Origin of the sequence: Aeromonas sp. DNP9, assembly GCF_001728955.1 — a bacterium.
GTDB lineage: Bacteria > Pseudomonadota > Gammaproteobacteria > Enterobacterales > Aeromonadaceae > Aeromonas > Aeromonas veronii.
In genome coordinates this window covers 1-23,084 of record NZ_LYSQ01000039.1, presented here as the reverse complement: position 1 = coordinate 23,084, position 23,084 = coordinate 1, and the positions used below count along the sequence as shown (strand labels likewise).

The 23,084-nt window shown below is 60.9% G+C and carries 16 protein-coding genes; 4 read left to right on the top strand and 12 right to left on the bottom strand.

Annotation, left to right across the window (positions count from 1 at the left end; genetic code table 11):
• Positions 1–1,194 (top strand): YfcC family protein (locus A9G06_RS20190; protein WP_069556411.1); only part of this gene is annotated, 1,194 nt, incomplete at its 5' end.
• Positions 1,195–1,256: 62 nt separating this feature from the next.
• Here A9G06_RS20190 and A9G06_RS20185 read toward each other — a convergent pair.
• A complete protein-coding gene (locus A9G06_RS20185) occupies positions 1,257–1,445 on the bottom strand; it encodes a hypothetical protein (RefSeq protein WP_005345660.1) in 189 nt (62 codons plus the stop codon).
• 501 nt (positions 1,446–1,946) lie between these two features.
• On the opposite strand from A9G06_RS20185, the gene A9G06_RS20180 reads away from it, so the two are divergent.
• The gene (locus A9G06_RS20180) at positions 1,947–2,486 is read left to right on the top strand and encodes a glycine zipper 2TM domain-containing protein (RefSeq protein WP_069556410.1); all 540 of its coding nucleotides are present in this window, start codon (positions 1,947–1,949) and stop codon (positions 2,484–2,486) included.
• A 105-nt stretch (positions 2,487–2,591) separates the two neighbouring features.
• On the opposite strand, the gene xdhC is transcribed toward A9G06_RS20180, so the two are convergent.
• The 11 genes from xdhC to mocA form a co-directional block, all read right to left on the bottom strand.
• Positions 2,592–3,077, bottom strand: coding sequence for a xanthine dehydrogenase iron sulfur-binding subunit XdhC (gene xdhC, locus A9G06_RS20175; RefSeq protein ID WP_021230037.1), 486 nt, complete (start codon positions 3,075–3,077; stop codon positions 2,592–2,594).
• Positions 3,074–3,952 (bottom strand): xanthine dehydrogenase FAD-binding subunit XdhB, encoded by an 879-nt coding sequence (xdhB, locus tag A9G06_RS20170; protein ID WP_069556408.1) that lies wholly within the window; start codon positions 3,950–3,952, stop codon positions 3,074–3,076. The genes xdhC and xdhB overlap by 4 nt, the downstream gene beginning before the upstream one ends.
• On the bottom strand, positions 3,945–6,263 hold the full coding sequence (xdhA, locus tag A9G06_RS20165) for a xanthine dehydrogenase molybdenum-binding subunit XdhA (RefSeq protein WP_069556407.1): 2,319 nt from the start codon (positions 6,261–6,263) through the stop codon (positions 3,945–3,947). The genes xdhB and xdhA overlap by 8 nt, the downstream gene beginning before the upstream one ends.
• A gap of 376 nt (positions 6,264–6,639) precedes the next feature.
• The gene (locus tag A9G06_RS20160; protein ID WP_139126318.1) at positions 6,640–7,962 is read right to left on the bottom strand and encodes an NCS2 family permease; all 1,323 of its coding nucleotides are present in this window, start codon (positions 7,960–7,962) and stop codon (positions 6,640–6,642) included.
• 375 nt (positions 7,963–8,337) lie between these two features.
• Positions 8,338–9,654 (bottom strand): guanine deaminase, encoded by a 1,317-nt coding sequence (gene guaD, locus A9G06_RS20155; RefSeq protein ID WP_069556405.1) that lies wholly within the window; start codon positions 9,652–9,654, stop codon positions 8,338–8,340.
• Between the two features lie 52 nt (positions 9,655–9,706).
• Positions 9,707–11,230: a nucleobase:cation symporter-2 family protein gene (locus A9G06_RS20150; protein ID WP_069556404.1), complete on the bottom strand. Its 1,524-nt coding sequence runs from the start codon at positions 11,228–11,230 to the stop codon at positions 9,707–9,709.
• 95 nt (positions 11,231–11,325) lie between these two features.
• A complete protein-coding gene (locus tag A9G06_RS20145; protein ID WP_216093230.1) occupies positions 11,326–14,223 on the bottom strand; it encodes a molybdopterin-dependent oxidoreductase Mo/Fe-S-binding subunit in 2,898 nt (965 codons plus the stop codon).
• Positions 14,220–14,996 (bottom strand): molybdopterin-dependent oxidoreductase FAD-binding subunit, encoded by a 777-nt coding sequence (gene ygfM, locus A9G06_RS20140; protein WP_069556403.1) that lies wholly within the window; start codon positions 14,994–14,996, stop codon positions 14,220–14,222. Before ygfM ends, A9G06_RS20145 begins: the two co-directional genes overlap by 4 nt.
• 80 nt (positions 14,997–15,076) lie before the next feature.
• Complete coding sequence (gene ssnA / locus A9G06_RS20135; RefSeq protein ID WP_069556402.1) at positions 15,077–16,405, bottom strand: putative aminohydrolase SsnA; 1,329 nt, start codon at positions 16,403–16,405, stop codon at positions 15,077–15,079.
• 30 nt (positions 16,406–16,435) lie between these two features.
• The gene (gene ygfK / locus A9G06_RS20130; RefSeq protein WP_069556401.1) at positions 16,436–19,546 is read right to left on the bottom strand and encodes a putative selenate reductase subunit YgfK; all 3,111 of its coding nucleotides are present in this window, start codon (positions 19,544–19,546) and stop codon (positions 16,436–16,438) included.
• Positions 19,547–19,877: 331 nt separating this feature from the next.
• Positions 19,878–20,525: a molybdenum cofactor cytidylyltransferase gene (gene mocA / locus A9G06_RS20125; RefSeq protein WP_083243850.1), complete on the bottom strand. Its 648-nt coding sequence runs from the start codon at positions 20,523–20,525 to the stop codon at positions 19,878–19,880.
• A gap of 1 nt (position 20,526) precedes the next feature.
• On the opposite strand from mocA, the gene yqeC reads away from it, so the two are divergent.
• The gene (gene yqeC / locus A9G06_RS20120) at positions 20,527–21,375 is read left to right on the top strand and encodes a selenium cofactor biosynthesis protein YqeC (RefSeq protein WP_069556399.1); all 849 of its coding nucleotides are present in this window, start codon (positions 20,527–20,529) and stop codon (positions 21,373–21,375) included.
• Between the two features lie 27 nt (positions 21,376–21,402).
• Positions 21,403–22,995: a selenium-dependent molybdenum cofactor biosynthesis protein YqeB gene (gene yqeB / locus A9G06_RS20115; protein ID WP_069556398.1), complete on the top strand. Its 1,593-nt coding sequence runs from the start codon at positions 21,403–21,405 to the stop codon at positions 22,993–22,995.
• The last annotated feature ends 89 nt before the right edge of the window (positions 22,996–23,084 follow it).

Below are 23,084 nucleotides of genomic sequence, written 5' to 3'. Positions count from 1 at the left end.
GTCAGCATGGTCAAGGGCACCATAGAGGGGGCGGATATCATCGTCTTTATTCTGGTGCTCGGGGGGCTCATCGGCGTCATCAACAAGACAGGCGCATTCAGTGCGGGGCTTGTCGCCCTCTCACACAAGACCCGGGGCAACGAGTTCCTGTTTGTGGCGCTGGTCTGCTTCGTGATGGCGCTGGGAGGCACCACCTGCGGACTGGAGGAAGAGGCGGTCGCCTTCTACCCCATACTGGTGCCCATCTTTCTGGCGCTCGGCTATGACTCCATCGTCTGCGTAGGGGCCATCTTCCTCGCCGCCTCCATGGGAACCACCTTCTCCACCATCAATCCCTTCTCAGTGGTGATCGCCTCCAATGCCGCCGGCATTCCCTTTACCGAGGGGCTGATCTTTCGCGCCATTGGCTGTCTGGTGGGCACCCTGGTGGTGATCGGTTATCTCTACTGGTACTGCAAGAAGATCAAGGCCAATCCAGCCTTCTCCTACACCTATGAGGACAGAGAGAGTTTTCGCGCCCGTTTTCTCAAAGAGGGCTCTATGGACGAAGGGGTGCCCTTCACCCTACGCCGCAAGATCATTCTGACCCTGTTTATCCTCGCCTTCCCGCTGATGGTGTGGGGCGTCTCCATGGCCGGTTGGTGGTTCCCGCAGATGGCGGCCTCCTTCCTGACCATCGCCATCATCAGCATTTTTATCTCGGGTCTCAAAGAGAAAGAGGCGGTCGAGGCCTTTACTCAGGGGGCGTCGGAGCTGGTGGCCGTTTCGCTCATCATCGGGCTGGCACGGGGAGTCAATCTGGTGCTGGATCAGGGGATGATCTCAGACACCATTCTGGCCTACGCCTCCGATCTGGTCTCCGGCATGCACGGCGCCGTGTTCGCGGTGGCGCAGATGCTGGTGTTCACCCTGCTGGGGCTGGTGGTGCCCTCCTCCTCGGGGCTCGCAGTGCTCTCCATGCCCATCATGGCACCGCTGGCAGATACTGTGATGATCCCCCGCTATATCGTGGTGTCGGCCTACAACTGGGGGCAATACGCCATGTTGTTTCTGGCCCCCACCGGACTGGTGCTGGTCACTCTGCAGATGCTCGGCATCCAGTTCAACAAGTGGGTCAAGTTCGTCCTGCCCATGGTGGGCTTTGTGCTGGGATTTGGCGCCCTGATGCTGGTGGCGCAAGTGATGTTGGCCTGATAGGTCTGTGATACATGAGTGACAACACCCCGAGCCTGGCGCGGGGTGTTCTTTTGTCAGCCTTAGTGGCGCACCCGCCCCTGCTGGCGAAAGCAGTAGAGTTTAAGGCTGATGTCGGCGATATCGGCGGGAAGCTCCTCTCCCTGCTCGGCCAGGGGTCGGTAGAGGGATGAGAGCAGACGTTCGGCCTGCTGCACCGTGATGATGTTGGCCTGGATGGCCGGGGTGATCCAGCTGGGTAACATTGACATATCTCCCCCTCGTTGATCCGGTGATCTCGGGTGAACCTCTTCATATCAGGTCTTACGCAGTTGTCTGCCGACCCGCTCACCCTCTGCTTCACCCAATCAAAGCAAAATGCTTGCCGTGATCTCTTATCGGCCAACATCCGATGGGGCTGGAGCTATTTATCAACCACTTGCGTGGCCATCTCAACGAACAGAGCCCTTGTTCAAGATCTCCCTTGACCTGCCCCCGTCAGCACTTTGCCACTCTGGCATTCTGCTCACCGCCCGCCTTGCAAATTGCGACTCGAATTGCTCCTTATCACACAAGCAAAGCCCGCCATGCGCCGGAAACTGGTCACTTTTAGTTCGTTGTCGCCAAAGTCAGACACTTTTTCATGGTGGCTGTTTTTTGACCTTGCCAGCGCCTGTCGCAGGCCCATCCCCCTCGCCTTGTCCGGCCAACCGGTTATGACAAGATGGCGCCAGATTGGAACAGCCCGTATGGGTATGCAGGAGAACAACAAGATGAACAGATCCATGATGGCAGGTATCGGTATTGGCGTCGCTTCCGCACTGGCGCTCTCGGCGGCGGCTAGCGGCTCCCTCTTTACACCGACCCCCACCTTTGCCGAGGTGATTGCCAGCAAGCCGATCACCGAGAGCATCAAGACCCCCCGACAGGAGTGTCGCAACGTCACCGTGACCCACCGCAAGCCGGTACAGGATGAGAACAAGATCCTCGGCACCGTGGTTGGCGCAGCGCTGGGTGGTGTACTCGGCCACCAGTTTGGCGGTGGCAGCGGCAAGAAGGTAGCAACAGCCGCCGGAGCGGTTGCGGGTGGCTACGCCGGCAATCAGGTGCAGGGCAATATGCAGGCGGGCGACACCTATACCACCACCGAGCAGCGCTGCAAGACGGTGCAAGATAGCAGTACCCGCACCATCGGCTATGACGTGACCTACCGCCTTGCCGGTCAGGAGGGCGTGATCCGGATGAAACAGGCTCCCGGCCCCACCATTCCAGTCAAGGATGGCAAACTGGTGATCGAGCCGCAAAAAGGGTAATCGCACCGGTTAAAGACAAAGAGAGAAGGCCCGCCTCTTGCGAGACGGGCCTTTGGTTTTATGACTTATTACGCGGCGTTCGTCATCGAAGGGACAAACTGCTGCTCAACCCTTGCAGCACTTCTTCACCGCCCGCACCACGTTCTGATACCCGGTGCAGCGGCAGAGATTCCCCGATAGCCCGCGGCGGATCTCCGCATCGGTCAGCGGACGACGTTCGGTCTTGTCGAGCAGGGCGGCGCTCGCCATCACGAGGCCCGGGGTACAAAAACCGCACTGTACCGCCCCCTCGTCGATAAAGGCCTGCTGCACGTCGGAGAGCTCATTGCCTTTGCGCTCCCCCTCCACGGTGCGAATGGATTTGCCATCGGCCCAGACCGCCAGATAGAGGCAGCTGTCGATGGCAGTGCCATTCACCCGCACGGTACAGGCGCCGCACTCACCGACACTGCACCCCTCTTTCACACTGATAAGCCCCTGCCCGCGCAGGAAGTGGAGCAGCGACATGGTGGGCGGCACTGCATAGGAGTAAGGCTTGCCGTTGATCTCGCACTGGATCTCCACGGCGGGACAGCTTTGCGGTTGCATCATAGGATCTTCCCTCCGGCACGTTCGACTGCGCAGGCGACCACCCGCTGCGCCAGGGTTTTGATAAGGTGCAGGCGAAACTCCTTCTCTGCCCGCCAGGAGGATCGTGGCGCCACATCGGCCACCACAGCCTCGGCAATGGCGGCCAGTGTGGCGCGAGTCAGGGGTTGCCCTTCGGCTGCCGCTTCTGCGTGCGGGGTACGCACCGGGGTCGGGGCCGCCACGCCATAGGCCAGCCGCAAATTCTTGAAGTGGCCATTCTCAATCTGGCAGTAGGCGGCGCAGCCGATGGTGGCGATATCCATGGCATCGCGCATGGCGTACTTGAAGTAGTGGGAGCCCACATGGGGATGTGGATCCGGCGCAAAGTGAAACGCCACCAGAATTTCCGCCGGTTGCAGCGCCACCTTGCCGGGGCCGGTATGAAATCCGGCGATGGGGATGCGGCGCGTACCATTGGGCCCGGCGATTTCCAGCTCAGCTTCCAGCGCCACGGTAGGCGCCGCCGAGTCGGCACTGGTGGCGCCGTTGCAGATGTTGCCGCCATAGGTGGCGACGTTGCGGATTTGCGGACCGGCGATAGTGGCGGCCGCTTCGGCAAGCATCGGCAGGCGGCGCTGCACCAGCTCATTTTCGATGAGCTCGGTAAAGGTGGTACCGGAGCCGATGCGGATCGAACCGTCAGGCAACTCGCACACCCCTTTGAGTTCGGGCAAGTCGTGAATATCGACGATATGGCGATAGGCGGCGTTGAGGTGATGCAGCTGGATCATCACATCGGTGCCGCCAGCCAGGAGACGCGCCTCAGGGTCTGCCTGACGAAGCACGACGGCCTCGGCCACGCTGTGCGCCTTGTAGTAACGGGCAATATCAAACATGGTGTTGCTCCTCCCCTAATCCCTCGCCAATCAAACCCGCCGCGACAAACTCCCGGAACAGGGTCTTGGGGGTGATGGGCAGCTCGTTGATGGCGACGCCGGTCGCCATGCGAATGGCGTTACGGATCGCCGGGCCCGGCGAAATGATGGGCGGCTCCCCCAGGGATTTGTGGCCATAGACCGACTGGGGCTCGTAGGTCTGCACGAAGTCGCATTCAAGCTCCGGCAAATCCAGCATGGTCGGGAACTTGTAGTCGAGCAGGTTGGGATTGCGTACCACGCCAGTCTTGGCGTCGATGATCATCTCCTCGAACAGGGACCAGCCGATCCCCATCCCCATGCCGCCATGCACCTGCCCCTCCGCCAGCTGCGGATTGAGGATCTTGCCCGCATCGTGCAGGTTGATGATGCGATTGATGGTCACCTTGCAGAGATCGATATCGACGCTGAGATCGACAAAGGTACAGCCGAAACTGGGCGGGTTGGTGGTGGTCTTGTGGGAGACCTCGGAGGTGATCTGGCCGCCGATAGTGAGGTGGTAGTAGGCGTTGACCGACACCTCGGCCACGCTGATCAGCACCTTGTCCGGCGCACCGGCCAGCACCACGTAGCCGTCGATCAGGGTCAGCGATCCTACATCCTGATGGCAGAGCTGGGCTGCCAGCGACAAAATGCGCGCCCGCAACTGCAGCGCCGCCTGATGGATGGCGGGGGCTGCCACATAGCTCTGGCGCGAGGCGAACGAGCCCGGATCGTAGGCGGTAATGTCGGTATCCTGAGTCGAGATGACCCGGATCTGCTCAAACGGAATGCCCAACGTCTGGGCAGCCATCTGGGCAAAGACGGTGTCCGACCCCTGCCCTATCTCGGTGGCGCCGATCTGCAGATTGACGGTGCCATCCTGATTGAGCAGCATGCGGGCACCGGCAATTTCGACCCCCACCGGATAGGTGTTAGAGCCGTAGCTGAAACATGCCACCCCGATGCCGCGTCGTACCCGGCTCACCGGATCCTGTGCCAAGCATTCGGCCTTGAGCCGATCCCACTCGAACATCTCGCGACCACGCAGCAGGCAGTCCGGCAGCCCGGCGCTGTAGATGGTCTTCTGGTTGACCTGATTGACATCCCCTTCTCGCGCCACGTTGGCGATCCGCACATCGAGCGGATCCAGCCCCAGTTCGGCGCAGGCGTCATCCAGCATGCACTCGAGGGCAAAAATCACCTGGGGCGCGCCGTAACCGCGCATGGCACCAGCGGTGGGCAGGTTGCTGTAGAAGGTCTTGGCGTCATAACCGAAGGCGCTGCGCGGATAGAGGTAGCTGATCTTGTTGCCCCCGGCACTGGCGATGGAGTGGCCGTGGGAGGCATAGCCGCCGGTGTTGGAGAGCACGTCGAGCTGATAGCCCTTGAGGGTGCCGTCGCGGTTGAGGCCCATCTTGCCATCGATCGCAAAACCGTGGCGGGTGCGAGAGGCAAAGAAGCACTCCTCCCGGCTCAAGGTCACCTTGACCGGCACACCGCCGAGTTTGTAGCTCAAAAACGCCGCCATCGGCTCTTCCAGCACATCCTGCTTGTTGCCAAAACCGCCGCCCATATAGGGCTTGATCACCCGCACGCTGGACCAGGGCAGGCCGAGGGACTTGGCCACCCGGCTGCGCACTATCTGGGGGATCTGGGTGCTGCTGACCACGATGATGTGGTCCGGCTGATCCATATAGGCGTAGCAGGTCACCGTCTCCAGATGGCAGTGCTGCACCACAGGTGTCCGGTAGTGCCCCTGAAACTGCAGATCGGCCGCCGCAATGGCCTGCTCCGGGTCATTGGCGCGAAGCTGGCTTTGGCGTAGCAGATTGCCGCTCGGGTGAATGAGATAGGCATCATCGGCCAGCGCGCTTTGGGCATCCGTCATCACCGGCAGCGGCTCGTAAGTCACCTTGACCAGGGCGGCAGCCTTCTCGGCCACCAGCGGATCGCGCGCCACGACTATGGCGACCCCATCGCCGAAGTGGCGCACATGGTCGGTGAGCAGACGGCGGTCTTTCACATCCCGTTTCGCCTCATCGAGAGACCAGGCGTGACCGGCGGTGCGAAAACAGGTGGTGGGCACATCCTCATGGGTAAATACGGCTTCGACACCGTGCAGGGCCAGCGCTTCGGTCGCATCGATGGCGAGCACCTTGCCGTGGGCAATATTGCTTCGCACGTACTTGGCGTGGCGCATCCCGAGCATGATGTTGTCATCGGTATAGCGGGCGCTGCCGGTCACCTTGGCCTCGGCATCCACCCGCTTGAGCGGTAATCCTATGGACATATGCAAGTCCTTTTTCGAATGGAAAAATCTGGAACCGGCATAAAAAACAGCAAGATATGCGCCTGTTTCCCGCCATCGTCAGGAGAATGGGGAGAAGTGTGAAGGGGATCCCATCTAGCCCGCTTTTGTTGGCCCGAAGCGACAAGCCAGGGGCAACCCCTGAGCAAACGGGGCACATCAGCGGTGACAAAAGCGGCAGAGCGAGGAGAGCAAGGGTGGGAGCCTATCAATCTGGTAGGGGGATTTATCAAAATGGTATCGCGAAGCCCCCCCCAACTGCGGAGACGGCCGAGACGTGATAGTCAGCATGAGCGGGCTAAAAATAACAGGCATAAAAATGGGGCCGCCAGTGCGGCCCCAAACGGGCGGGTTATCCCTAAATAGCCCACCCCCCAGCATAAAAGAGCACCAGCGCCAGGGCGATGACCACGGTGCCGACGTTGAGCTTGTGCCACTCCTTCGAGCAGATGCGGCCGATCACCAGCGAGCTGAAGCCAAGCATGATGCCAGTGACGATGTTGCAGGTGAGCACAATAAAGACGGCGCACACCAACCCGGACATGGCACCGACCGAATCGTTGAAATCGAGCTTGGTGACGTTGCTCAGCATCAAGAGCCCTACATACATCAGGGCCGGTGCGGTGGCATAGGCCGGCACCAGATAGGAGAGCGGCGAGAGGAACAGCATCAGCAGGAAAAGACCACCAACCACAGTCGCGGTCAGGCCGGTTTTGCCCCCCGCTGCCGTGCCCGCCGCCGATTCGATATAGACGGCAGCGGGGGCCGCCCCCACCAGACTGGAGAAGATGCTGCTGACCGAGTCGGCACTGAGTGCCTTGCCGCTGTTGATGATGTGACCATCCTTATCGAGCAGGTTGGCCTGCCCCGCCACGGCGCGGATGGTGCCGGTGGCATCGAATACCGCCGTCATTACCAGCGCCAGCACGCTGGGCAACACCAGCGGCGAGAGGGCCCCCATGATATCCAGACTGAAGATAAGAGACTTGCCCTGATCGTCCGAGAGGCTCGGCATGGCGAACAGTCCCTGATACTTGACCGCCGGATCGAAAATCAGGCCGAAGATGGAGATGGCGATGATCACCAGCAAGATCCCCCCCGGTACTCTCAGCTTCTCCAGCCCGAAGATCACCGCAAGGCCGATCAGGGACATGATGACCGGCATGGAGGTGAAGGCCCCCAGCGCCACCGGCAACCCCTCCAGCGGGTTCTTGATCACCAGCCCCACCCCGTTGGCGGCGATAAGCAGCAAGAAGAGACCAATCCCGATGCCGGTACCGTGGGCAATCCCCATCGGCAGGTTGTCGAGGATCCAGCTACGCACCCCGGTCACCGAGATGGCGGTAAACAGTACCCCCATCAGGAAGACGGCCCCCAGCGCCACCGGAATGGGGATCTGCTGCCCCAGCACCAGACTGAAGGCAGTAAACGCCGTGAGGGAAATCGCGCAGCCGATGGCCATCGGCAACTTGGCCCAGAGCCCCATCAAGAGCGAACCGAAACCCGCCACCAGACAGGTGGCGACAAACACGGCGCCGGGGGGAAAGCCCGCCTTGCCGAGCATGCTCGGCACCACGATCACCGAGTAGACCATGGCAAGGAAGGTGGTGAGGCCCGCCAGCACCTCCTGTCTGACGTTGCTGCCCCGCTCGCTGATCATAAAGTAGCGATCAAGAGCCATGAGCGGCTGTTGCTTTGCTGCGCTCTGGCTGGCGTCATCATTGGCCAGCTGTTCCACGCTGTTTGTCCTGCTGTTTGCTTGGGTCATACCCAACTCCTTCACACGCGCCTGAATGTTCCATGACGAAATGGCGACAGGATCTGCGGGTCTGCCGAGCGCCAGTCTGATGAGAAACAGGCGATGGTGGCAGAGGATGCGACAGACAGACCAGGGCAGGCAGCCTTGACTCAAACATTTGCCTTGCTGGTCAAAAAAACCGGGCCATTTCACGTTCTATGCGGGGAGATCCCCTGCCGTGCGGCAAGACTGGCGCCCCTGTGGGGCACGCCAGCCGCCGTATTCGTTGGGCTGCGCCGCGGCAGCCCACTCCAGCCCCTACCCCCGTTCATGCACCAGCTGGCCATCCACGTAGGTGCGGTAGATGGATCTGTCATCCCCCAGGGTCAACAGCACAAAAAGCTTGTCCCGCAGGGTGGTGGAGTTGTCATAACGCAGCTGCTGCAGCGGGGTGGCGACCGGGTCGAGCACCACGAAGTCCGCCTCCTTGCCCACCGCAAAGCTGCCGATCTTCTCGTCCAGCCCCAGCGAATGGGCGCCGCCCAGGGTGGCCAGATAGAAGGCCTGATAGGCCGATAGCCGCTCGTCCTGCAACTGCATCACCTTGTAGGCCTCGTTGAGGGTCTGCAGCATGTTGAAGGTGGTGCCCGCGCCGATGTCGGTGCCCATCCCCACCTTCACCTGCTTGCTCCACGCCTTGTGCAGCTTGAACAACCCACTGCCGAGATAAAGGTTGGAGGTGGGGCAAAACGCGATGGTGGAGCCGGTCTCTTTCAGGCAATCCCACTCCTGCTCTTCCAGATGGACGCAGTGGGCAAACACGCAGTTGTGGCCGGTGAGCCCATGCTGGTGATAAACATCGAGATAACCCTTGTGCGCCGGAAAGAGGGATTTGACCCAGGCGATCTCGTCCTTGTTCTCGCACAGATGGGTGTGCAGATAGGTGGTGGGAAACTCTTCGCGCAGTCGCCGCGCCATCGCCAGCTGCTCGGGTGTCGAGGTGGGTGCAAATCGTGGTGTGATGGCATAGAGCAGTCGACCGTTGCCGTGCCAGCGCTCGATAAGCTGCTTGCTCTGCACATAGCTGCTCTCGGCGGTATCGAGCAGATAATCGGGCGCATTGCGATCCATCATCACTTTGCCCGCGATCATCCGCATATTGATGCGACTGGCCGCCTCGAACAGGGCGTCTACCGACTCGGGGTGAACGGTGCCGAACACCAGCGCCGTGGTGGTACCGTTTCGCAGCAGCTGCTTGATAAAGAAGGTGGACATCTCGCGGGCATACTCGAGATCGTTGTAACGGCGCTCGGCCGGGAAGGTGTGGCGGTTGAGCCACTCCAGCAGCTGCTCGCCATAGGCTCCCACCATTTCACTTTGGGGATAGTGAATGTGGGTATCCACAAAGCCCGGCACTATCATCTTGCCGCGATAATCCCGCACCCGCACTTCGGCCGGAATGCGATCCTTGCCCTCCTCCCACTCACCGAACCAGTCGATGCAGCCGTTGCGAATGATCAGCAGACCATCCTCGATAAGGCGGGCGTTGGACTCAATCTCCTCGGGCTGATCCACCACCCGGGTGATATCGAAGAAGCTGCCGCGTACCGCTTTGACAGAGTTGTCGTTTTTCATAACCGTTTCCCTGTTTTTCTTGTTCCGTTGACGTTTTTTGCCGGTTTTACCGTCAGATCCGTTCCACTTGTGGCGCCACCGCCTGCCCGGACACTGGCTCTGGTGAACCCTCCCCCTTGCTGGCCGATGGCTGGCCCGCACTGCGGGCGGTAAAGATCACATCCGGTTTGTCGCTCAGCTGGATCACCTCCACCGCCTCGGCATCCCTGACGACCGCCTTGCGTTTGCGGCTTTGCGGCAGCACCAGATTCATGATGATGGCGGTGATGCCGCCGGCGCAGATGGGGTTCTCCACCAGCATGTAGATACCCGCCGGCAGCACCTTGAAGACGTTCGGGTCATAGGAGACCCCGAGCCCAAGACCCAGCGAGGTGGCAACAATCAGGGTCTCCCGCCGATCGAAACCGTGGCTGATGATGATGCGACCACCGGCGATGGCGATCATCGAGAACATGATGACCATGGCGCCCCCCATCACAGGTGACGGTATGGTGGTAAAGAAGCGCCCCACCACCGGGAAGAGCCCCAGCAGCACCAGGATGACGGCAATAAACTTGCCCACATGGCGTGACGCCACCCCGGTCATCTGGATCACCCCGTTGTTCTGGGCAAAGGTGGTGAGTGGCAAAGAGCCGAGGGCCGAGGCAATCACCGAGACCAGACCGTCCGCCAGTACGCCGCCGGAGAGCCGTTTTTGAAACTCGGGGCCCTGAATATCCCGGTGGGAGACAATGGCGGTGGCGGTGATGTCCCCCACCGCCTCCAGCACGCTCAACAGATAGATGGTGCCCGCCAACATAAAGGCGTGAAAATCGAAGGAAAAACCGTACTTGAACGGGATCGGCACCGTAATAAGCGGCAGGTTCTCAAGGGCGGAGAAATCCACCATGCCGAGCATCAGGGCCACCGCATAGCCCACCAGCAGGCCGATGGCAATGCCACTCATCCGCAGCAGCGGGCTTCGGCTGCAGTTAAAGGCGACGATGACGCAGAGCACCAAAAGCCCCAGCCCGATGTGCTCGTATTTGCCAAAGGTGCCGCTACTCATGGCGGAGAAGCCGCCGCCAAAGTCGATGATCCCTACCTTGATAAGGCTCAGACCAATCATCAGCACCACCACACCGCTCACGGTCGGGGTGATCACCCGCTTGAGGTAGGGCAGCACAAAGGAGGAGCCCATCACCAGAAAGGCACCGACAAAGGAGACCCCGAGCAGGGTCGAGACGATCAGCTCCTCGTGGATGCCATCTTTTTTCATGGCGCCGCCGAGCGCGATCATCACGGTCACGAAGGAGAAGTTGACAGACTGAATGGAGAGCAGCCCCGAACCGATGGGGCCATAACGGTTCACCTGCAGCCAGGTGCCGATACCGGAGGCGATCATCGCCATGGAGACCAGATAGGCGGTGATCTCGGTGGAGAGGCCCAGGGCGCCGCCGACGATCAGCGCCGGGGTCACCATGGGAACAAAAATAGCCAGCAGATGGGTCACTGCGCCCATCAGGGTTTGATAAAACGGGGGTTTATCTTCCAGCTCGTAAATGAGATCCGAGTGCTTGCGTGTTGTTTTAGACATCGTGTTTGTCCCATCACACAGAATGTAGGCGGAGTTCTCATTCCGCCGTCAGGCGCTGGGGGCGAGCTGGCGCCCGCCCCTCACCTTTTCTTTTGTTATGCCGACACGTGTTGCTCCAGCTTGCCCAGTTCGCGCAGGATCTGCTCCGGCGTGAAGTGCCACTTGCGCAGCCAGACACCGCAGGCGTCGTGAATGGCGGTGGCAATGGCCGGCGCCGCGCCGTTCACCCCGATCTCCGAGATGGACTTGGCGCCGTAAGGGCCGACCTTGTCATCACTCGGTACCAGGAAGGCCCGGAAGTCGCGCGGAATATCGCCAATCTTGGGCGCGCCATAGCTCTTCAGATCCCGGGTGAGCGGGATGCCCTTGCTGTCGTAGCAGATCTCCTCGCTCATGGTGTGGCCAATGGCCCGCATGGTCGCCCCGTAGATCTGGCCGAGGGCCAGTTCCGGGTTGATGGGGGTGCCGCAGTCGAGCAGGGCGTAGAACTTGTCGAGGCGTATCTCGCCGGTTCTGACGTTGACCGCCACCTCGGCGAAGTTGGCCCCGTACGGGAAGGCGAGCTCAGAGGTGATATAGCTGGCAGTGCCCACCAGAATGCCGAAGCCGGTACCTGTCTCCGCCTTGTGGGCCAGCTTGGCGAGGCTCACCTCCCCCTGCTTGCCGCGCACTATGCCCGGGTGAACCAGCTCCACATCCTCCACCGGCTCGCCCAGCATGGCGGCGCCGTGGAACAGGATCTTCGCCTTGAGGTTCTCGGCCGCCATCTTGGCCGCATTGCCGGAGAAGCTGGTGCCTGACGAGGCGTAAGCCCCCTTGTCGAACAGGGCGTGGTCGGTGTCGCCAGAGATCACATGCACATCGCTGAGCGGGCAACCGAGCACCTCGGCGGTCAGCTTGGCGACCACGGTATCGAGGCCGGTGCCGATATCGGCGCCACCGGAGTGGACGATAAAGGTGCCGTCCGATTCCAGCTTGACCATGCAGTTGGCCTGATCGATATCGGGGATCCCCGATTTTTGCATGATGATGGCGACGCCACGGCCGATGCGCCAATCCCCGTCGGCGGGTTTGGGGCTATCCCAGGCAATCAACTCGCGACCCTGCTTGAGGATGGGTTCAAGGGCACAGCTGGCCGCGTGGGGCACAGAGGTGGGCATCTTGCCCTCGCCGATGGCACCCAGCACCTTGAGGATATCCCCTTCGTGCACCCGGTTGTGCTCCACCATGTCGAGCTGATCGATCCCCAGTTTCTCGGCAAGTTCGGCAATGGCCATAGTCAGCGCGAAGTTGCCCTTGGGCGCGCCGTAGCCCTGATAGGCGCCGGTCGGGCAGATGTTGCTGTAGTAGGTGTTGACGGTAAAGCGCACGTTGTCGCACGGATAGAGCGGCAAAGAGAGCGCCGGGCCGTTGCTTGGCACCGTCAGGGAGTGGTTGCCATAAGGGCCGGTGTTGGCACGAAAGTCCATCTCGATGGCGGTAATGGTGCCATCTTTCTTGGCCCCCACTTTCACCTTCACCTTGGCCACATGGCGGGAGGTGTTGCTGATGAACTCCTCTTCACGGGTATAGCGGAAGGTGACCGGACGGCCGGTGACCTTGGTCGCCCAGGCGCACACCTCTTCCAGCAGGATATCCTGCTTGGAGCCAAAGCCGCCCCCTACCCGCTCCTTGATCACATGCACCTGATGTTGCTTGAGGCCGACGATACGCGCTACCTGACGGCGCACGTGCCAGGGCACCTGAGTAGAGGCGTGAATGACCAGACGATCGCCATCCATGTAGGTGAAGCAGATGTGTGGCTCGGTCGGGCACTGCTGGGCCTGGGTCGATTCGTAGGTGCGCTCGACAATCTCGTCCGCCTCGGCAAAGCCTTTGGCCACATCGCCGATCTGGCCATGGACGCTGGCGGCCAGGTTCTCGTGCGGACGGGAACCGATGGGGAAGTTGATGATCATGTGCTCGTCGCCGCGGCGCACCGAGCAGGCGTTCTGCTGCTCGAGATCCGCCGGAGCGCCGGCCATGTAGACGATGGGCTCGTCGTGCACCAGCGGCGCATTGGGGGCCATCGCCTCGTCAATGCTCATGACCGCCGGCAACACCTGATACTCGACCTCGATGAGTTTCAGCGCGGCCAATGCGATGGCTTCGCTCTCGGCCACCACGGCGGCGACCCTGTCACCTACGTGGCGCACCTTGCGGCTGAACATGCGGCGGTCCAGCGGTGACGGCTCGGGTGCACTCTGGCCACCCGGTGTGTAGTAGATATCCGGGCAGTTTAGGTGAGTGATGACATGCACAACGCCCGGCAGCGCTTGCGCGCGGCTCACGTCGAGTCTGGTGATCACTGCATGAGGATGGGGACTGCGCAGCATCTTGATGATCAGTGCATCCTCGGTCACCCTGTCCTCCACGTAGCAGGGCTTGGCCTGCACCATCTTGGCGGCATCCACTTTCGGGCAGCTCTTGCCGATGTGGCGCAGATCGTCACGAAACTCCGGGGCGATCTGGCACAGGTAATCGGGATCCTTCATCCGTGAGCAGGCAAGCTCGATGGCCTGATAGAACTGCTGGTAACCGCCATCGCGGTGAAAGAGGCCCGAGAGGGCATCATCGATTTGATCACGGCTGGGCTCGGGATGACGATCAAGCAGGTCGGTAACGATGAGCGCCGCGGCCGGATCGTTGTAACCGGACTGCACCACGCCTACGTCCACCATCGCCTGCTGTACCAGACTGAGCTGGTTCCAGCTGCCCAGCGACTCGGCGGTGCGCACCTCTGATCCATCCAACTGCGCGGCGATCAGCAGGGAGGCGTTGATCACCTTGCCGTTGAAAAGAATGGCGTCGGAGCCGGCGAAACCGAAGCCGTCGTCACTGTTGCGCACCGAGTGCATCCGGCACTGATTGAACAGCACCCGCTGGGCATTGTCACCGGCCTTGCAGATGACGGTGCGCAGGGCACCGTTCAGGGTAAAGTTGAGTTCCATCATGCTTGCACCTCCTGCTGCTGGCAGTCCACCAGCAGATCCGCCACTACCACGCCGGTGATATACCGCTTGTAACTTATGCTGCCCGCCAGATCTTCACGGGGCGAAATCAGCTCGCTCACGGCGGCCTCCAGCGCGGCATCGTGCAGATCGCGGCGCTCCAGATCCCGCAGGCGCATCGGCTGCGGCGTAACGCCAGCGACGGCCACCCGCATCTCGCCAAGGGCATCAAGGGCAACCGCGGCGGTCATCACCGCCAGACCGTCGGCGTTGCGGCTGATGCGGCGGGTGGCGCAGCGCAGTTCGGGCTCCGGCAGCACAACTCCGAGCACCAGGGCCTTGCGCTGGCCCGCCAGATAGGCGTCGATGGGTTGCAGCAGGTTGTTCTCCAGCACGACCACCGCTTCGAGCACCAGCAGCACCGGCAGCAAGGGAGAGTCCTGCTGTTGGCAGGCAAGTTCGCCGCCGATGGTGGCCTGATTACGCAGATGGCGGGAGTAGACAAACCCCAGCGCCTCGCACAGGGCGGCCGGGGTACGGGGGGCGTCTTTCAGGGTCTGCAGGGTGACGGTGGCGCCGATGTGGAGTTGACCGTGCTGCTGCTCAATCTGGCCAAGTCCGAGCTTGTCCAGCGAGATGGCGACCTTCTTGTCGGTGCGGGTCGGAGCTGCGTTGAGCTTGCTGCCGCCCCCCATGTAGACGGCGTCGTTGCCAAAGCGGGCCTTGAGTTCCAAAGCCTGACCCAGTTGTTCGGGTCGGAAGAATTGCTCAATCATGTGTCGTCCTTACTCTTGCAGCCCGCCGCCGGGCAAATCCACAGGGCGGGCAATCCAGTCCAAACGTGCGGAGGGTGGCCTCAGGCCAGCTGATCCATCCGTTGCCACAGGCGGCTCGCCACCTTGCTGGCCTGTTGATAAATGGGCTCGACGTCAAAGGCGAACTCGCGATCCTGATAGACCATGCGACCCTCTACCATCACGCTGTTGACCGAGGATGAGCCCATACCGAAGGCGAGATGGCCACCGAAGTTGCGCGGCGCCAGCGGAGTCGGTGCGGCGTAATCGCAGATGGTGAGGTCGGCCTTGTAGCCCGGCTCCAGGCGACCAAATTTGGCGCCGAAGTTGCGCTCCAGCAGGGTGTTGCCGTTCCAGAGGAAGCGGGCAAAGCTGTCGGGCCAGAGTGCTCCGCCGGCATCCTTGTGTTTGAAGTAGGCGAACTTGAGCTCTTCGAGCATGTCGGAGCCAATACCATCGGTGCCAAGCGCCAGATTGCGATACTCCGGCAGGTGCATGTTGTAGCCCACGTGGTTGTTCATGTTGGAGCGGGCGTTGTGCACCAGGAAGGCATCGCGGCTGTTGAGCAGCTCGATGTCAGCCGGGCTCAGGTAGATGCCGTGGGCGATCAGGGTCTTGCTGTCGACAAGGCCAAACTCGTCCAGCCGGGCGATGGGCTCCTTGCCATAGTGGTGGTGGCCGTGGGCCATGTCGTAACGGTCTTCCGCCACATGGATATGCAGACCACGACCGGTGACCTGCACCGCTTCGCGCAGCATGGCCAGCCCCTCGTCGGGTACGGTGAAGGGGGCGTGAGCGCCGATATGGGCTTCCACCAGATAGGGTTCGCTCCCCTTGGCTTTGGCCGCATCGATCTGTTGGGCGAACAGGATGTTCTCCTCCACCCCGGCCTGCAGCTCGGCGAGGCCGCCGTTGCGATCCGTGGTCTCGAAGCAGGTCATGCCGCGCAGGCCCGCCTCCATAAACCCTTTGCGCAGCACATTCAGGGAGCCCTTGATGAAGTTGGGCGAAGCGTGGTGGTCGATCACCGCACTGCAACCGCTCTTGATCGCTTCCAGCGAGCAGATGAGGCCACTGTAGTAGAGGGACTCTTCATCGAGCGCCCGATCGAGCCGCCACCAGAGGTTTTTCAGGGTGGAGATAAAATCCGGGCAGGGGGCGATATTGGCCATGATCCCCCGCGACAGGCCGGAGTAGAAGTGGTTGTGGGCACAGACGATGCCCGGCATCACCAGCTTGCCCCCCATCTCCCGATAGTTGGCCTCCGGGTAGAGGGCCCGCAGATTGGGCCCCACCGCTTTGATAAGCGATCCTTCGATGGCGATATCCACACCTTCCAGCACCCGGGTCGGCTCCAGCTGGACAGCGGTGACGTTCTTCAGAATAAACATGGTTTGCTCCTTCGCTTATTCGTGGTTCGCTCAGGCCTCGACGGCCCCCAGCAGGTAGTGGTGATGAGCGTGGACATGGCTGATGATCCGGCACATGTCGCCAAGGGCCGCTGGCGCATCCTTGATCCGGCTCTGGGCGTCTATGGTCAGGCGATAGGTCTCGCCATCCTGACGCACCCGCAGCTCACCGCCATCCGCCAGATAGAAACCGGGGTTGCGGCTGTTGTCGAAGTCCTCGGGCAGGCTGAAAATGGTGACCTTGTCCTGATAGGGCTTGCCCTGCCACGGGCAGAACTGGGCGCAGTTGCCGCACTCGTTGCAGTAGGCATCCAGGTGCAGAGTCTGGAACTGGTCTTTGAAGCCCGGCACCGCGATGGCGACGTTGGCCCGGTTGGGGCAGACATCCACGCACTTGCTGCAGAGGTAGTTGCACTCGAGGCAGCGGTGCGCCTCTTGCGCCACGAAGGCCTCCCGCTCGTTCTTGTCGACCATGGTGACGGCGATGCTTCCCTTGCGACGGTAGATCTCGTCCTTGCCCGACGGCTGGATTGAGACCTCGACCTGACTGCCAGCGATATGCTCGCGAGAGAGCACCAGATCCGCGGCGCGGCGGGCACCACCGATGGCACCGACGATGGAGGACGGACCGCTCTGCACGTCACCGATCAGGAAGACGTTACGACGGCTGGTTTCGCCGGTCTGGCTATCCACGTCCGGCCAGCCATCGCTGCCAAGGGGAATGCCCATCGCTTTCAATACTTCGCAATCAGGTTGTTCGCCGATGGCGGTGATCAAGGCATCCATCTGCATCACTTCGGTCTGCTCGGTGGGCACCGGACGGCGGCGGCCCTGCTCGTCAGGATCCCCCAGCGCCATCATCCGCACGACAAGCTTGCCATCTTTGTCAAAGCGCTCCGGATTGGTGAGGAAGCAGAAACGTACTCCATCCTCCACCGCCTCCAGATACTCCTCGCGATAGGCGGGCATCTCTTTCTCGCTGCGACGGTAGATAACGGTGACATCGCTGACACCCGGCACTTTAAGAGCCGCGCGGGCGCAGTCCATGGCGGTGTTGCCGGCACCGATCACTGCCACATGGCGGCCGAGCGGCAGCGGTTTGCCCTGATTGAAGCTGCGCAGGAAATGGAAGGATTTGTAAATCCGCTCGTGTCCCCCCTCAAGGCGCATGCCACCGTTCTTGTCGGCGCCAATGCCGACGAAAACATAGGTGAAGCCCTGGGCGTGCAGCTTGTCGACGGTGAGCGCCGGATCGCAACCAAACTCGAACTTGACCCCGTGGGCGGCGACAAAGTCGATGTCGTGCTGGATCAGTTCAGCCGGGATGCGGAACTCGGGGATGATGTGTTTGACCACGCCACCGGCATCCGCTTCGCGCTCGAACACGGTGACCGGGTGGCCGGCACGGGCCAGGAAGTAACCGGCGGAGAGACCGGCCGGGCCTGCACCAATGACCGCAACCGGGTGCTTGTCACCGCTACCTGCCGGTTTGTGCCAGCGGGCCTTGTACCCTTCCCAGCCGCGCTCCAGCGCCACTTTTTTCAGCTCGCGGATATTGAGCGCGCTGTCGTAGTCGAGACGGGTACAGTTGTACTGGCACTGGTGATCGCAGATATGGCCGGTGATGGCAGGCAAGGCGTTGCGCTGATAAATCAGCTCAAGGGCTGCCACATACTCCCCCTCGCCCATCAGGCGAATGTACTCGGGGATATCCTGATGCACGGCGCAGGCGGTGACGCAGGGCGCTACGTAGCAGTCGGTCAGCGGCAGGCCGCCACCCACTTCTATGCGATCCTCGGACTTCCACTCCTTCTGGGTGTAATCCATGGTGAGGGCCTTGGCGGCAAGCGCCTCCAGCTTGGCCACATCCACATAAGCCATGCCCCAGCTATCGGAGGCGTCGATCTCTTTGAGGCACTCGATCTGGCGCAGATAACCACCCGGCTTGAGCAGGTCGGTGGCCATGGTGATGGGACGAATGCCGGTTTCGAAGATCTCGGCGATGTTGAACTTGCTGGCGCCGCCCGAGTAGGAGATGGGCAGCTTGCCATCGAAGGCGCGTGACAGCACGGCGGCCACGTTGATGGAGAGGGGGAACAGTGCGCGGCCGGACATGTACATCTCATCCCCTGGCAGCGCCCCCTTGCGGTTGATGGTGCCTAGGGTGTTGGTCAGCTTGACCCCGAAGGTGAGCCCCTTCTCGGCCCCCAGCGCCATCAAGCGGATCAGCATGGCCTTGGCTTGATCCAGCTTGAGGTCGTGATCGAACGACTCTTCGCTCAGACCGATGTAATCAAAGCCGCAGGTATCGAGGATCTCGCGCACCCGCGGGTAGCCCAGCAGGGTCGGGTTGAGTTTTACGAAGGTGTTGAGCCCCTTATCTTCCAGCATGTAGCGGCAGATGGCCTCGATCTCGTTCGGCGGGCAGCCGTGCATGGTGGAGAGGGTGACACCGTGCACCAGATTGGCCGGGATACGATCCACCAGCTGTTGCAGGCGATCACGGCGCGCCCCCAGTCCCAGCTCGGCGATAAACTGCTCATCGGCCACCAGCTCGCGCAGCACCTGCTGGTACTCGGCAAACTTCGGACTTTGGCTTGCATCCATCAGGCTGTGGATAAACTGCTGCATCGGTGGCTGTTTGATGCCATCGAGGTTGTAACCCACGCTCATGTTGAAGATGAAGGACTTGGCCTCTCCGTCGAGGCGCGGGTCGAACACCTCCTCCAGCAGGTAGAGGGCAAACCAGGCCTTCAGATACTCGTCAAACGCCTTGGGCAGGGTGAACTCGGTAGACCACTCGGTGTTGAAGCACTCATCCTCGGCATCGATGCAGGGCTTTTCCAGTTCGAGACGGTCCAGGATCTGCACCGTCTTGAGCTCAATAAAGCGCCCGCCGGTCAGCCAGGAGGTGACGATGTTCTGGGCCAACTGGGTATGGGGGCCGGCTGCCGGGCCGATGGGGGTCTCGCAGGTTTCACCGAACACCTTGATCTTGCGCTCGTCCTGCTTGCGATAAAATTGTGCGGCGGGAATACCGAAAATGCTCTGACTCTCTTTATATTCCGCAAAAATACGGGTCAGCAGGTTCTTGAACGGAACGGGTCGCATAATATCGCCCATGGCTATCTCCTTGCAGCTGTTCTGCCCATTGGCAGCATGAATAAATGGGGTATCCCGCACGGGTGTTCCCCCTTGGCAAGGAGAAGAGCAACTATCAGGCCACTACAGTTACAAAACGAGCTACAAAACTATTTTTTAGGGTGAAAGCGTGAGGCAGCTCCAATTAATGATGAGAATTTACGATGTCACCATTATGGGTGTTGCGAGTAGTTATCAATCACTCTGAAATTCACTTAATGAGCTGATTAAAAAGAACTCACCCTATCAGATCAAGTGCGAGAAATATCACTTTGATACGCCATTTATCTCCCCGTTATCTTTTTAAACAGGGTTATTTCGTGGGCTCGCTCTCATTTTCAAGAATGCCACCCAGCAGCGCCTGATAGCGCTCCGGAGTATCCACATCAAACAGGATGGCGGAGCTGTCAACGGGCACCATACGGTGCGGATGCCCTTGCAACCAGCGTCGTACCGACTGCTGCACCGGGGCAGCAGCCAGCTCGCGAGCAAGGGATTTTGGCAGCAACACCGGATGGCCCGCCTCCCCCTGCCAGGTGGGGAAAAGAGCCTCACAACCCCGTGCCTGCCAGAGCTGTTGATAGACCTCGCGCGGGATACAGGGGAGATCCCCGTGGCTGATAAAGAGGTAGTTAGCGTCACTGGCCGCCAGGGCGCAGCGGATGGAGCTGCCCAGCCCCTGCCGATAGTCGGGGTTGTGGACGACAACAATATCCGGCCGTGATCCGTAGCGCGCTTGAAGTTCCTCGCCACGATGGCCCACCACCAGAATAACGCGCTGACAAAAAGCCAGGGCATTTTTGAGACTTGCATCAAGCATTGTCCCCTGGCAATAGGGTAGCATCATTTTCCAGGTACCCATTCGGGAAGATAAACCCGCCGCCGTTATTATACAGTCACACTGCACTTGTTCCTGGCAACGTTGTTTTCCACTCCCTTCGATATTTATTTTGGTCGTCATTATGTCGCACCCACACGTTGTTGCTGTCGCATTTCCAGATATAGATCCGCTATTAAACCCGCTCACCAAAAATATTGATAGCCATACTACCTTAATTAGCCTCTGCGGGGCCGGTGGAAAAACCAGCACCCTGTTCTGGCTGGCGGAATATTTTTATAAACAGGGTAAAAGGGTGCTAATTACCACCACCACCCGGATGTTTCTGCCTGCCCCGTCACACTATCGGGAATTGATCCTGGAAGCCGATCCCGTTCGTCAACTTACCCGCTGTCAGGCGCTACCGGATGGCCCGGCGCTGGTTGCCCTGTTCAGCCATATCGATCAGGCGAGCGGCAAGGTGGCGGGCCCTACACCCCAGCAGATTGATCTCATCAAGGGGCAGCAGCGCTTCGATCTCATCCTGGTCGAAGCGGATGGCGCCCATCACAAGTTATTGAAAGTGCCCGCTTTGCACGAACCTTGCATTCCCCAGAGCAGTGATTGGGTGATCGCCCTGACAGGCGGCGCCATGGTGGGGGCCAAGGCCGACCCGCAGCAGATCCACCGCTGGGCAGAGCTTCAGGCCCTGTGCGGGATAGAGGCCGGTGACCCCCTCGACTGGGCACTGTTTCACCAGCTGCTCTCCCACCCTCAGGGGGTGTTCAAGGGCACCCCGGCCAGGGCGCGCCGGATCTGGTTTATCAATGGCGATTATCAAAATGAGCCGTCATGGCTACCGCCATTGATAAACCTGCTGGCCCGGCACCCCGAGATCCATGCCATCTGGCAGGGGGCGGTTCGCGAACCACAGCCCATTCGCCTCGCACTCGGTTACTTCGCTCAGGATGAGGCACAGCCGCCTCGCCCATGATGGTTTAAGGATAAGAAGAGGTACCTTATGAATCTGTTTTCACACGCAGCCCGACTGGAACAGGAGAACACTCCGTTTGCCATGGCCCAGATCATCGAGAGCCGGGGCTCCACCCCGCGCCATCAGGCCCAGATGCTGGTGATGGCCGATGGCCAGATCCTCGGTACCATTGGCGGCGGCATGATCGAACGGCTGGTGATCGAGGAAGCGATGGCCGCCATTGCCGAACGCAAGCCCCGCATCTTCCATGGCCGGATGGCCCGTAACGGTGAACATGCGGTCGGGTCGGACTGTGGCGGCGCCATGTCGGTCTATATCGATGTCTACGGCCTGCGCCCCCGTCTGGTACTGATCGGCGCCGGTCACGTCAACCGGGCGCTGGCCCATGCCGCTGCTCCGCTGGGTTTTGATATCCATGTCGGCGACTGCTTTGAAGGGAGCCTCAACCCCGATCACTTCCCGGCTGGCACCCATCTCAAACAGGCCGATACCATCAGCGCGGTGATCGAGGCACTGGCCATCGAACCTACCAACTTCGTCATCATCGCCACCAACCATCAGGACAAGGAGGCGCTGGAGCGGCTGATAAACCGTCCCCTCGCCTATCTGGGGCTGCTCGCCAGCAAGCGCAAGGTACAGACCTTCACCCAGGCCCTGCGCCAGCAAGGGGTGAATCAGGAGCAACTGCAGCGGCTGCACGCCCCCATCGGCTACAACATAGGTGCCGAGACCCCCGAGGAGATCGCCATCAGCATTCTCGCCGAGCTGCTTCAAGTGAAAAACGGCAAAGCGGGTGGTCTGATTCAGGATGACGTGCGCCTCAAGCGGGATCAACTGGTGGTAATGCGCGGCTCCGGCGATATCGCCACCGGCGTCGCGTTGCGGCTGCACAATGCGGGATTCAAGGTGGTGATGCTGGATCTCGACAAACCCACGGTGATCCGCCGCACCGTCGCCTTCGCGCAAGGGATGTTCGACGGTGAAACCAGTGTCGAAGGGGTGCGTGCCAAGCGGGTCGAGAGCATCGAGCAGGCGTTCGAGCAGCTGGATCGGGGCGTCATTCCGCTACTGGTTGACCCCGACTGCGCCACCCTCACCGAGCTCAAACCGCGCTATCTGGTGGATGCCATCCTCGCCAAGCAGAACCTCGGCACCCACAAGGAGATGGCCCCCATTACGGTGGCCCTGGGCCCGGGCTTTGAGGCGGGACGCGACTGCGATGCGGTCATTGAGACCAACCGCGGTCATCATCTGGGCCGGGTCATCTATCAGGGCCCAGCCCAGCCCAATACCGGCATTCCCGGGGTGATCGAGGGGCACTCCGCCCGCCGGGTGGTACGCGCCCCCGCCCCCGGGGTGATGAAGAGCCTGATCAAGCTCGGCGATCTGGTGCAGGAGGGGGATGTGATTGCCCATGTGGGGGACGCCCCCATCATAGCGCCGCTCTCTGGCATGGTGCGGGGGCTGCTCAGCGATGGCATCGAGGTGCCGGTTGGCTTCAAGATCGGCGATATCGATCCGCGCGGCGAGCGCGCCGATGCCACCACCGTCTCTGACAAGGCTCGCGCTATCGGCGGCGCCGTGCTGGAGGCCATGATGCATCTGGCCCAGCGCAGATAAGGCTGTGTGTGTCTAGTCCTGAAATAGGTTTACACATTTTCAACTAGCACTTCTCTACTCAGGATCCTCTATGTACCGCATCGGGGGTT